Here is a 12,604-nt window from a genome sequence, read left to right as displayed (position 1 = left end):
TTGGTGAGTTTCAACAACTCGTGTGTTGAACCCATATTAATTGCACCAACCTACGCAGATGCGTAGGTTTTTTTTTGCCTGACGCCCTCCCAGCCCGCCTGCGCAGGATTCGATTTTGTCTCCTCCCGACCCCAGGATTGTTTAAGTTTCATTGAGTTATTTCCATAAAATGCGGGAAATTTACAGCTGGTTGCATTTAGAGCAGAACTCTTGCGATTCGTCGGTAGTTTCTTGATCGGCATCTCTCTAGAGTAGGTGATCCCAGAGGTATTGATTGGTGAGAAATCAGCATGCTCTGTATGTTGAAGCCATTTTCACTTGCACCAACCTACGCGGATGCGTAGGTTTTTTTTTGCCTGCCGTATAGTATTCTTTTCCCTACAACTGTTTACGCTCATTTTGGCTAAAGGGAGAAGGGCATGATCCTTTCCGTGCTGCGCACGCTGTTCCGCCTGCTGTATCGAATTCGCGTTGAGGGCGACGCCCGGCACTTCGAACAGCCTAAGCTATTGATTACGCCCAATCATATCTCCTTCCTCGACGGCCTATTGCTGGCGCTGTTTTTACCGATTAAGCCGGTGTTTGCGGTCTATGCCAGCATCGGCGATCGCTGGTTTATGCGTTGGTTGAAACCCTATATCGATCTGGTCTATCTCGACCCGACCAAACCGATGGCGATCAAACAGCTGGTGCGTATGATCGAACAGGGCCGGCCGATCGTGGTGTTCCCTGAAGGGCGTATCACCGTTACCGGTTCGCTGATGAAGGTTTATGACGGCGCCGCGTTTATCGCCGCCAAATCGGGCGCGACCCTGGTACCGGTACGGCTGGACGGCGCCGAGTTCAGCCCCTTTGGCCGCATGGCCGGCGTGTTCAAGATCCGCTGGTTCCCGCAGATCAGCATCCGTATTTTACCGCCGACGTCGCTGCCGATGCCGGAAGCGCCGCGTGCCCGCGATCGTCGTGCATTGGCCGGTGACCGGCTGATGCAGATTATGATGAAGGCGCGGATGGACACCCGCGAGCCGCAAACGCTGTTTCGCGCCCTGCTGGCGGCTCAGCACCGCTATGGTCGCAACAAACCCTGCATCGAAGACATCGCCTTCAAGGAAGACAGCTACCGGCAGCTTATCAAAAAAGCGTTGGGCGTCAGCCGTATCCTGCAGCGCTTTACCGCCGAGGGTGAACATGTCGGCATGTTGTTGCCGAACGCCACCATCACCGTGGCGGCGATTTTCGGCGCCTCTGTGCGTAATCGCATTCCGGCGATGCTCAACTACACCGCCGGTTCCAACGGTTTGAAAAGCGCGATGACTGCCGCGACCATCAAAACCATCGTCACTTCGCGCCAGTTCCTGGAAAAGGGCAAACTGACACACTTGCCGGAGCAGGTGCCGGAGGCCAACTGGGTGTACCTGGAGGATCTTAAAGATACCCTGACCCTGGCAGACAAGCTGTGGATCCTGCGCCACCTGTTCCAGCCGGCGCACGCCATGTTGCCGCAACAGCCGGACGATGCCGCGTTGATCCTGTTTACCTCGGGGTCGGAAGGTAACCCAAAAGGCGTGGTGCATTCCCACGCCAGCCTGTTGGCCAACGTTGAACAGATCCGCACCATCGCCGATTTCACCCCGCGTGACCGTTTTATGTCATCGCTGCCGCTGTTCCATTCGTTCGGCCTGACGGTCGGGCTGCTGACCCCGCTGATGACCGGTAGCCGCATTTTCCTTTACCCCAGCCCGTTGCATTACCGCGTGGTGCCCGAACTGGTGTATGACCGCAACTGCACCGTGCTGTTTGGCACCGCTACCTTCCTCAATAATTACGCGCGCTTCGCCCATCCGTATGATTTTGCCCGCTTGCGTTACGTGGTGGCCGGCGCGGAAAAATTGGCGGACAGCACCAAACAGATTTATCAGGATAAATACGGCATCCGCATTCTGGAAGGCTATGGCGTAACCGAATGTGCGCCGGTGGTGTCGATCAACGTTCCGCTGGCGGCCAAGGTTGGCACCGTGGGCCGCATTATGCCGAAGATGGAAGCGCGTCTGATGAAGGTACCGGGCATCGATAACGGTGGCCGCCTGCAGTTGAAAGGCCCGAATATCATGAAAGGTTATCTGCGGGTGGAACGCCCGGGAGAACTGGAACCGCCGGCGGCGGAAGATGAAAATGGCAATCTGCAACCGGGTTGGTACGACACCGGTGATATCGTCACGTTGGACGAGCAGGGTTATTGCGTCATTCGCGGCCGGGTAAAGCGCTTTGCCAAGCTGGCCGGCGAAATGGTCTCGCTGGAGAGCGTGGAGCTGCTGGCGCAGCGCGTGGCGCCGGAAGGGCAGCATGCCGCCACGGTGAAAAGCGACAGCAGCAAGGGGGAAGCGCTGGTGCTGTTTACCACAGACGCAAGCATCACCCGCGAAGCCTTGCTGCGTGCTGCGCGCGAGTTGGGGAGCCCCGAACTGGCGGTGCCGCGTGATATTCGTCCGCTTAAAGCCTTGCCGGTACTCGGCAGTGGTAAACCGGACTTTGTAACCCTGCGTAAAATGGCCGAACAGCCGGAGAATGCCCGATGAACCCATCGTTGAATACCGACTCGCCTTTGCTCTCGCGCAGCATGATTGCCGTGATTTGTGCGCAGTTTTTGTCCGCCTTCGGCGACAATGCTTTGTTGTTCGCCACGCTGGCGCTGATCAAGCAGCAACTGTACCCCGACTGGAGCCAACCGATTTTGCAGATGGCGTTTGTCGCCACCTATATCATTCTGGCGCCCTTTGTCGGCCAGATCGCCGACAGTTTCGCCAAGGGACGGGTGATGATGGTGGCGAACGGTCTGAAGCTGGCCGGCGCGCTGGTCATCTGTTTCGGGCTTAATCCCTTCCTCGGTTATACCTTGGTGGGCGTGGGAGCCGCCGCTTATTCCCCGGCCAAGTACGGCATTTTGGGTGAAATCACGCACGGCGAAAAGTTGGTCAAGGCCAACGGCCTGATGGAGGCCTCCACCATTGCCGCGATCCTGATTGGCTCGGTTGCCGGTGGTGTGCTGGCCGACTGGCACATTGTGGCGGCGTTGGCGGTCTGTGCGCTGGTGTATGCGGCGGCGGTGATCGCCAACCTGTACATTCCACGCCTGCCGGCGGCGCACCCGGCGGCTTCCTGGACGCCGCGCGCGATGACCCGCGCTTTCTTCAACGCATGCGTTGTGCTGTGGCGCGACGGTCAAACACGTTTTTCATTGATTGGCACCAGCCTGTTTTGGGGCGCCGGGGTGACGCTGCGTTTTCTGTTGGTGCTGTGGGTGCCGGTGGCGCTTGGCATCGCCGATAACGCCACGCCGACGCTGCTGAACGCCATGGTGGCGGTAGGGATTGTGATTGGCGCCGGGGCGGCTGCGCGCTTTGTCACGCTGGAAACGGTGAAACGCTGTATGCCAGCCGGGATCCTGATTGGCGTAGCGGTGGCAATCTTTGCGCTGCAAACCACCCTGTTTAATGCTTATGCGCTGCTGCTGACGATAGGCGTGCTGGGGGGCTTCTTTGTGGTGCCGCTGAACGCGTTGTTGCAGGAACGAGGAAAACGTTCGGTAGGCGCCGGCAATGCGATTGCAGTACAAAACCTGGGGGAGAATACCGCCATGTTGCTCATGCTGGGTCTGTACTCTCTGGCGGTGAAAGTGAGCGTGCCGGTGGTCGGCGTGGGGATTGGTTTTGGCGCGGTGTTTGCGCTGGCGATTACCGCGCTGTGGTTTTCACAGCGCGGCGCGAAATAACCGCAACGGACAGCTGTCGGGGCGCAACAAACTGCGCCCCGAGTTATTCATGGCGCGGGAATGGTAAAGCGGGTATGGATCTCTTCCAACCCCTGCAACACGTCTTCATCCAACACCAGGTCAAAGCTGTCGATGTTGGTTTTCAATTGTTCCAGCGTGGTGGCGCCCAGCAGGGTGCTGGCCACGAACGGCTGCTGCCGCACGAACGCCAACGCCATCTGCGAAGGATCCAGCCCGTGCTTTTTGGCTAACGCGACATATTCGGCAATCGCCAGTTGCGTTTGCGGTGCAGAATAGCGGTTAAAGCGGGTGAACAGCGTATTGCGCGCTCCGGCTGGCTTGGCGCCGTTCAGATACTTGCCGCTCAGGGTACCGAACGCCAGGCTGGAATAGGCCAGCAGTTCAACGCCTTCGTGCTGGCTGATCTCTGCCAGAGCGATCTCAAAGCTGCGGTTCAGCAGGCTGTAGGGGTTTTGAATCGAGACAATGCGCGGCAGCTCGTGTTTTTCAGCCAACTGCAGGTAGCGCATTACGCCCCACGGCGTTTCATTGGATACCCCGATATAGCGGATTTTACCGGCGCGTACCTGCTCGGTCAGCGCTTCCAGCGTTTCCAACAGGGTAACCGTAGCTTTATCGTCGGTGTATTGATAATTGAGTTTGCCGAAGTAGTTGGTTTGGCGCTGCGGCCAGTGCAACTGATAAAGATCGAGATAATCGGTGTTCAGCCGTTTCAGGCTTGCGTCCAGCGCGGCGCGGATATTTTTGCGGTCCAGCGCCTGTTGCGGCCGAATGCTGCTGTCGGTGCCGCGTACCGGCCCGGCGATTTTGCTGGCCAGCACTATTTTCTCACGGTTGCCACGCGCCTTGATCCAACTGCCAATGTACTGTTCGGTCAGCCCCTGGGTTTCAGGGCGGGGCGGTACCGGATACATTTCTGCGGTATCGATCAGGTTGACGCCAGCGGCTAATGCATAGTCGAGTTGCGCATGGGCATCGGCTTCACTGTTCTGTTCGCCAAAGGTCATGGTGCCCAGTCCCAGCACGCTCACTTCTAAAGAACTGTGGGGAATACGGTGGTATTGCATTAACGGCCTTCCTTTCAAGTTAGCGCTTACGGGCCTTTACGCCCGGTGAAACAGGAGTCTCATCACCTGCAAGACGGTGATATCGCCTTTCTCGACTATAAACCAAGCCGTGAAGATGGGGGAAGTGGATTCAGTGCGGAGGGAGGAGGCTATCTCGCAGGAGAGGAGGCGATATCCCCGTCGTCTTTCAAGCTACCTCTAAATAGCTGCGCCTAATAGTGCTACAGGTGAGGAGCATGCAGAGCGCCGACACGCCGTGAATCCATCCATGGAGGCTCGTATCGCGCGTCCATCCGCTCAACGGTCGGCTAAACTGCATGCTCCCCACCCGTCTCAAGCTTGGGGTGTAGCGGTATTAAACGCACTTATCAGACGCCTGGCTGTAACTTGAAATAGTAGAGGGATTAACGCTCGATGACCTGCGAAACCTGATCGCCGTTGATTTGGCGGTTGTTGCCTTTTTCATCTTTATAGCTGATCAGGCCGGTATCCTGATCGATCTCGGGTTTGCCCTGAGTCAGGATCATATTGCCGTCTTTGGTCGCCATCACGTAATCGCTGGAGCAGCCCGTCAGCCCGGCGGCGATCACCAACGCAGAAACTGCCATTACCCACTTTTTCATCCTGCCGATCCTCAATTATGTATGCAGAAAAGAGTCTTCTTCCAAGATTAGCAAACTCTGGATACCTCGTGTTTCGGATAAGTCCTTATCTTGGTAAGAGAAAGTATGCAGAAGAGTTGAAGGAAGGATAAAAATGCAAACGGGAGCGGCTTTCGCACGCTCCCGTAGGGGTTACTCCGGAGCCTGGTTTTTCTTGCCGCGCATCAGGTTGAGCGCTTCGACGGACATCGAGAAGAACATCGCAAAATAGATGTAACCTTTCGGAATATGTATCTGGAAGCTTTCCAGCATCAGGGTGAAACCCACCAGGATCAGGAACGCCAGCGCCAGCATTTTCACTGAAGGATGGCGGTTAACGAACTCGCCGATCGGCCGGGCGGCAAACATCATTACCCCAACCGCAATCACCACCGCCGCCATCATGATAAACAGGTGATCGGACAGGCCTACCGCCGTAATCACCGAGTCCAGGCTGAAGATGATATCCAGTAACATAATCTGCACGATGGCGCCGAAGAAGCCGTTCACTTTAGTGTGGTGCTCTTCATCGGACCCTTCGATAGTTTCGTGGATCTCTTTGCTGGCTTTCCAGATCAGGAACAGCCCGCCGAGCAGCAGGATAAGATCGCGCGCCGAGATGCTGTGGTCCATCACCGTAAACAGCGGGTGGGTCAGGCGGATCACCCAGGCGATGGAAGCCAGCAGCCCCAGACGCATCAGCATGGCGCCGGCCAGACCGATACGGCGAGCCTTGTTCTGCTGCGCTTTCGGCAGTTTGGCCACCACCAGAGACAGGAAAATAATATTATCAATACCCAGAATGATCTCAAGAATGGTTAGCGTACCTAACGCTAACCAGGCATTGGGATCCATAATCCAATCGAACATTGCCAAGCCACACCTTAATAAAAAGCAAAGGCTGAATTATACGCGTTTATTGGTACGGTGACACTGTTAGCTAAACATGGCTTAAACAAAGAGGATCATATTAAGAAATGTCTTGCCAATAACGCGCCGGTGAAGCTTTTTTTCAAATAAAAACCGCGCGGCAGCGTGAGGATAGGCTGGCCCTGTTCGCCGATGGCCTCGGTCAACGCCTTGCTGTTGGCCGCCTTGGGCCGCAGTTGCAGTACCTCTCCGTGACGAGCGGTGATCCGCTCCACGTGGCCGAGCACGATCAGGTCCATCAGTTCCTCCCAATCCCGGCGCAGCATCTCTTCTTCAGCGGCGCTCGGGCTCCACAGCAGCGGTGATCCTATGCGCCGCTGCGCCAGCGGGATTTGTCGCTCGCCTTCTACCGGTATCCACAATACCCGCGCCAGTTTATGGCGCACATGGCTGCTGGCCCAGGTAACGCCGCTGTTGCCGGTAAGCGGTGCTACACAGACGAAGGTGGTTTCCAGCGGCTTGCCGGCAGCGTCAATCGGGATGGTTTTCAACTCAATGCCCAGTTCGGGAAAATCCTGCTCCGGTTTGCTGCCCGCCATGGCGCCGAGGTACAGCTCAAGCAGCATGCCCACCCAACCTTTATCGCGTTTCAGATCCTTGGGGATCGGCAACTGGGCACGCGCGGCCAGTTCACCCAGGGTAAAACCGGCAAGCTGCTGCGCTCGTTCAAACAGCTGCCGTTCGTTTTCCGGCGGAAGGGGAAGAGGGGATAAAAACGCCATAATGCAAGTCCGTCAGATTTGGTTGAAAAATGTACTGCATTTGTGCACAGCGAACATCGGCTGGAAAAGACACGGGAATAGACTAATAGCAGCATGATTTTTCATGACTTTTTTTCTTCCGTCGCGCAGGAAACAAATTCCCTCCGGCGCTTGTGCACCTGAAGCCACCGACAATAAACAGGATCTTACACCTATTTATCCACAGATTTATGGGATAACCCAAATTTTTCCCGATCACTGGTTCGATTTACAGCCTTGACGCGGGCCTTTTTTTGCGAAATTGTCCGTTTTGTGCGTAACTCATACGGATAATCTGTGGATAAAAACGACGTTGGTGGATCTTTCGCCAGGGTAAGATCCTAACCGTGCACAGATCACATTTCTGCCCTGTCCATACCTGTTGATAATAATGTATCTTTTTGTTTTTATTAAAGTAATATTGAATTGGTTTTAACGGTGTTTTTAGGCTCGTCAGAGTTGTACCAGCTTATCCCTTGAGTTCTTCACACACCTATCCACAGAAAAAGTGAATAAAACCGCCGTGAAATCGCCTCGCATGTTTATAACTTTGCCATTATCTGTGAGTTATCCCAATGTTATCCGGTTTACGGCGCTGCAAAGCAGTGGTTTACCGCCTGTAGCTTGTGTGAAACAATCAGTACATCTATGCGAAATTAAGCTTATCGAGGTAGTCCGGTGATCGATGATGATGGCTACCGCCCGAATGTTGGTATCGTAATCTGTAATCGTCAGGGGCAGGTCCTTTGGGCTCGCCGTTACGGTCAACACTCCTGGCAGTTTCCCCAAGGTGGGATTAACCCTGGCGAAACCGCAGAACAGGCAATGTACCGTGAGCTGTTCGAAGAAGTGGGGCTGAGCAAAAAGGATGTGCGCATCCTGGCCTCAACCCGCAACTGGTTGCGCTATAAATTGCCAAAACGTTTGGTGCGTTGGGACACAAAGCCGGTATGTATCGGCCAAAAGCAGAAATGGTTTTTGTTGCAGTTAATGTGCAATGACGCGGATATCAATATGCAACGCAGTAGCACGCCGGAGTTTGACGGCTGGCGCTGGGTGAGTTTTTGGTATCCGGTACGCCAGGTGGTGTCGTTCAAACGCGACGTTTACCGCCGGGTGATGAAAGAATTCGCCGTCACCGTGATGCCGATGCAGGAGCAGGCAACACAGCGGCAGCCCCCCGCCTATCGCCGAAAGAGAGGTTAAGTTAAGCCGACTATGCTCACGCGCTTGCGAGAAATTGTTGAGAAGGTGGCCGCGGCGGCCAGTCTGACAGATGCGCTGGATCTTTTGGTCAATGAAACCTGTCTGGCGATGGATACGGAAGTCTGCTCCATTTATCTGGCAGACAACGATCGCCGCTGCTACTACCTGATGGCGACGCGCGGGTTGAAAAAACCGCGCGGGCGCGCTATCGCGCTGGCATTTGATGAAGGCATCGTCGGGTTGGTCGGGCGTCGTGCAGAGCCGATAAACCTGGCGGACGCGCAGAGCCACCCCAGCTTCAAATACATCCCTCAGGTGAAGGAGGATCGTTTCCGATCCTTCCTGGGCGTGCCGATTATTCATCGCCGCCAACTGCTGGGGGTGCTGGTGGTGCAGCAGCGTGAGCTGCGCCAGTTCGACGAAAGCGAAGAATCCTTCATGGTGACTCTGGCTACGCAAATGGCCGGGATCCTCTCGCAATCGCAGCTTAACGCCATCTTTGGCCAATATCGCCAGACCCGCATCCGAGCGCTGGCGGCATCCCCCGGCGTAGCGGTGGCGGAAGGTTGGCAGGACAGCAGCCAGCCGTCGCTCGATCAGGTTTACAAGGCCTCGACGCTCGATACCGTGAGCGAGCGGGAACGCCTGACGCAGGCGCTGGAAGAAGCCGGCGCGGAATTCCGCCGTTTCAGCAAGCGCTTTGCCGCCAGCTCGCAAAAAGAGAGCGCGGCGATTTTCGATCTGTACTCTCACCTGTTGAACGACGCCCGCCTCAAGCGCGAGCTGTTTGCCGAAATTGACGCCGGTTCCGTGGCGGAATGGGCGGTTAAACAGGTGATCGAGGTCTTTGCCGCCCAGTTCGCCAGCCTGCAAGACACCTATATGCGCGAGCGCGCCAGCGATTTGCGCGCGCTCGGTCAGCGCCTGCTATTCCACCTCGACGACACCACACAGGGCGCGACTCAGTGGCCGGCGCGTTTCGTGCTGGTGGCGGACGAACTGACTGCCACCTTGTTGGCTGAAATGCCGCAGGACAGGCTGGCCGGCGTGGTCGTACGCGACGGCGCCGCCAACTCCCATGCGGCGATTTTGGTGCGGGCGATGGGCGTGCCGACGGTGATGGGCGCGGATATCCAGCCTGCGCTGCTCAGCCAGCGGCTGCTGATTGTCGACGGTTATCGCGGCGAGCTGCTGGTCGACCCTGAACCGGTGCTGGTCCAGGAATACCAGCGGCTGATCAGCGAAGAACTTGAGTTAAGCAAACTGGCGGAAGACGACGTCGAGCAGCCGGCCCAGCTCAAAAGCGGTGAGCGGGTTCAGGTGATGCTGAACGCCGGCCTCAGCCCGGAACACGAGCAGCTCTTGGGCGGGCGAGTCGATGGCGTCGGTTTGTACCGAACCGAAATCCCTTTTATGTTGCAGAGCGGCTTCCCTTCGGAAGAAGAGCAGGTCGCGCAGTATCAGGGCATGTTGCAGCTCTATCCGAACAAACCGGTCACGCTGCGGACGCTGGATATCGGTGCCGATAAGCAGCTGCCTTATATGCCGATCAGCGAGGAAAATCCCTGCCTGGGTTGGCGCGGTATCCGCATCACCCTTGATCAGCCGGAAATATTCCTGATTCAGGTGCGCGCGATGCTGCGTGCCAATGCCGGGACCGGCAATCTGGGCATCCTGTTGCCGATGATCACCAGCCTGGAAGAGATCGACGAGGCCAGGCGGTTGATCGATCGGGCAGGGCGCGAAGTGGAAGAGGTGCTCGGATATGAAATCCCGAAACCCAAGCTTGGCGTAATGCTGGAAGTGCCGTCGATGATTTTCCTGATCCCTCATCTGGCCGGGCGGGTTGAGTTTATTTCGGTTGGCACCAATGACCTGACCCAATACCTGCTGGCGGTGGATCGCAACAATACCCGCGTTGCGGCGCTGTACGACAGCCTGCATCCTTCAATGCTGCAAGTGCTTAAGCTGATCGTGGTTCAGGCCAACGCGGTCGGGTTGCAGGTGAGCCTGTGCGGTGAGCTGGCCGGGGATCCGATGGGCGCGTTGCTGCTGGTGGGCATGGGCTATCGTAACCTGAGCATGAATGGGCGCAGCGTGGCGCGCATCAAATATTTGCTGCGGCATATTGAGCTATCCGACGCCGAAGTGTTGGCGCAACGGGTGCTGGGCGCCCAGATGACGACCGAAGTGCGCCACCAGGTCGCGGCGTTTATGGAGCGGCGCGGCATGGGCGGATTGATCCGTGGCGGCAAGTAAAGGCTGTTGCAGACTGATTTTTTACAGAACTTTTCCCTGTCGGCCAGTCCGGAGGCGGTTAAGCTTATGCTATTATCCGCCTCCTCGACTGCGTTGAAAGCAACGAAAAAGAGTGTTTTAGCGCGTTTGGCACCTGCCGCCCCCGGTTGGGGAAGAATAATAGACATGTTGTGGTGATAGATGACCAATAGCTATCTGGCGTTTCCTAAATTTGATCCGGTGATTTTCTCTATCGGCCCGGTTTCTTTGCACTGGTATGGCCTGATGTACCTGGTTGGCTTTGTTTTTGCCATGTGGCTGGCGGTGCGCCGTGCCAACAAACCGGGCAGCGGCTGGACCAAGGATGAAGTGGAGAACCTGCTGTATGCCGGTTTCCTCGGTGTGTTCGTCGGTGGCCGCGTCGGTTATGTGCTGTTCTACAACCTGCCGCTGTTCCTGGATAATCCGCTTTACCTGTTTAAAGTCTGGGACGGTGGCATGTCGTTCCACGGCGGTCTGCTGGGGGTGATCCTGGTGATGTTCTGGTTCGCCCGCCGTACCAAGCGCACCTTCTTCCAGGTTTCCGATTTTATTGCTCCACTGATCCCGTTTGGCCTGGGCGCCGGCCGTTTGGGTAACTTTATCAATGGCGAGCTGTGGGGCCGCGTGACCACCGATACGCCTTGGGCAATGCTGTTCCCCGGCTCGCGCGGCGAAGACGTCGCCATTGCCGCGGCCGATCCGCAGCTGTTGCCGCTGCTGAACCAGTACGGCGTGTTGCCGCGGCACCCGTCCCAGCTGTATGAACTGCTGCTGGAAGGCGTGGTGCTGTTTATCATTCTGAACTTGTTTATCCGCAAACCGCGGCCGATGGGGGCCGTATCCGGCCTGTTCCTGATTGGCTACGGTGCATTCCGCATTATCGTCGAGGCCTTCCGCCAGCCGGATGCTCAGCTTGGCCTGTTCGACGGCGTTGTCAGCATGGGGCAGATCCTGTCCGTCCCGATGGTGGTGGCCGGTATTATTATGATGATTTGGGCGTATCGTCGTCGCCCGCAGCAACAACTGTCGTGAGGAAAAAATGAAACAGTATCTGGATTTGATGAACAAAGTGCTCGCCGAGGGCACCCCTAAAGCCGACCGTACCGGCACTGGCACGCTGTCGATTTTCGGCCACCAGATGCGTTTCAATTTGCAGGAAGGCTTCCCGTTGGTGACCACCAAGAAGTGCCACCTGCGTTCCATCATCCATGAGTTGTTGTGGTTCCTGAACGGCGACACCAACGTGGCTTATTTGCGTGAAAACAACGTCAGCATTTGGGACGAGTGGGCAGATGAGCATGGCGATCTAGGCCCGGTGTACGGCAAGCAGTGGCGCGCATGGGGCGCTGCGGACGGGCGTCAGATAGACCAGTTGAGCAACGTGCTGAAACAACTGAAACAGGATCCGGATTCACGCCGTATCATAGTTTCAGCCTGGAACGTGGGTGAGCTGGATCAGATGGCGCTGGCACCGTGCCATGCGTTCTTCCAGTTCTACGTAGCGGACGGCAAACTCTCTTGCCAACTGTATCAGCGTTCCTGCGACGTGTTCCTTGGCCTGCCGTTCAACATCGCCAGCTATGCGCTGCTGGTGCATATGATGGCGCAACAATGCGATCTCGAGGTCGGTGATTTTGTCTGGACCGGCGGTGACACCCATTTGTACAGCAATCATATGGAGCAGACCCGGTTGCAGCTAACCCGCGAACCGCGTGCGTTACCGAAACTGGTGATCAAACGCAAACCGGCTTCGCTGTTCGATTACCGTTTTGAAGACTTTGAAATCGAAGGTTACGACCCGCATCCAGCCATCAAGGCACCGGTTGCCATCTGAGTTTGGCCACATAAGTTATCTCCAAGGGCGCACTGGTTGCGCCCTTGCTTTTTTCTCCCTCGGCCGTGGCCCTGTTTGCGCTCCGCTTCGCATTTTATTTTGGCCTGTTGCCTGTT

At 56.5% G+C, this 12,604-nt stretch carries 10 protein-coding genes; 6 read left to right on the top strand and 4 right to left on the bottom strand.

Going from position 1 to position 12,604, the window contains the following annotated elements; all coding sequences use genetic code 11:
* Positions 1–419: 419 nt before the first annotated feature.
* Positions 420–2,576, top strand: coding sequence for a bifunctional acyl-ACP--phospholipid O-acyltransferase/long-chain-fatty-acid--ACP ligase (aas, locus tag ACUTQW_RS09315; RefSeq protein ID WP_020439684.1), 2,157 nt, complete (start codon positions 420–422; stop codon positions 2,574–2,576).
* Entirely contained in the window at positions 2,573–3,769 is a 1,197-nt protein-coding gene (gene lplT, locus ACUTQW_RS09310) for a lysophospholipid transporter LplT (RefSeq protein ID WP_004952291.1), read from the top strand. The genes aas and lplT overlap by 4 nt, the downstream gene beginning before the upstream one ends.
* 47 nt (positions 3,770–3,816) lie before the next feature.
* Here lplT and ACUTQW_RS09305 read toward each other — a convergent pair whose 3' ends face one another.
* The 4 genes from ACUTQW_RS09305 to mutH form a co-directional block, all read right to left on the bottom strand.
* Entirely contained in the window at positions 3,817–4,857 is a 1,041-nt protein-coding gene (locus tag ACUTQW_RS09305; protein ID WP_004952289.1) for an NADP(H)-dependent aldo-keto reductase, read from the bottom strand.
* A gap of 404 nt (positions 4,858–5,261) precedes the next feature.
* Positions 5,262–5,480 carry a YgdI/YgdR family lipoprotein gene (locus tag ACUTQW_RS09300; RefSeq protein WP_004952287.1) on the bottom strand — a complete coding sequence of 73 codons (219 nt, stop codon included), beginning with the start codon at positions 5,478–5,480 and terminating at the stop codon, positions 5,262–5,264.
* 171 nt (positions 5,481–5,651) lie between these two features.
* The gene (locus ACUTQW_RS09295) at positions 5,652–6,368 is read right to left on the bottom strand and encodes a TerC family protein (protein ID WP_006327604.1); all 717 of its coding nucleotides are present in this window, start codon (positions 6,366–6,368) and stop codon (positions 5,652–5,654) included.
* A gap of 95 nt (positions 6,369–6,463) precedes the next feature.
* Positions 6,464–7,150 (bottom strand): DNA mismatch repair endonuclease MutH, encoded by a 687-nt coding sequence (gene mutH / locus ACUTQW_RS09290; protein WP_020439683.1) that lies wholly within the window; start codon positions 7,148–7,150, stop codon positions 6,464–6,466.
* Positions 7,151–7,846: 696 nt separating this feature from the next.
* Between mutH and rppH the strand changes: the two genes are divergently transcribed.
* From rppH to thyA, 4 genes are all read left to right on the top strand, one after another.
* Entirely contained in the window at positions 7,847–8,374 is a 528-nt protein-coding gene (gene rppH, locus ACUTQW_RS09285; protein WP_004952284.1) for an RNA pyrophosphohydrolase, read from the top strand.
* Positions 8,375–8,386: 12 nt separating this feature from the next.
* On the top strand, positions 8,387–10,633 hold the full coding sequence (gene ptsP / locus ACUTQW_RS09280; RefSeq protein ID WP_004952283.1) for a phosphoenolpyruvate--protein phosphotransferase: 2,247 nt from the start codon (positions 8,387–8,389) through the stop codon (positions 10,631–10,633).
* A gap of 180 nt (positions 10,634–10,813) precedes the next feature.
* Positions 10,814–11,686, top strand: coding sequence for a prolipoprotein diacylglyceryl transferase (gene lgt, locus ACUTQW_RS09275; protein WP_004952282.1), 873 nt, complete (start codon positions 10,814–10,816; stop codon positions 11,684–11,686).
* A gap of 7 nt (positions 11,687–11,693) precedes the next feature.
* Positions 11,694–12,488 (top strand): thymidylate synthase, encoded by a 795-nt coding sequence (gene thyA, locus ACUTQW_RS09270; RefSeq protein ID WP_004952281.1) that lies wholly within the window; start codon positions 11,694–11,696, stop codon positions 12,486–12,488.
* The last annotated feature ends 116 nt before the right edge of the window (positions 12,489–12,604 follow it).

It is taken from the genome of Serratia sp. TSA_7 (genome assembly GCF_052692135.1).
Note: the sequence above shows the minus strand (reverse complement) of the source record. Positions and strands in the feature narration are given on the sequence as shown.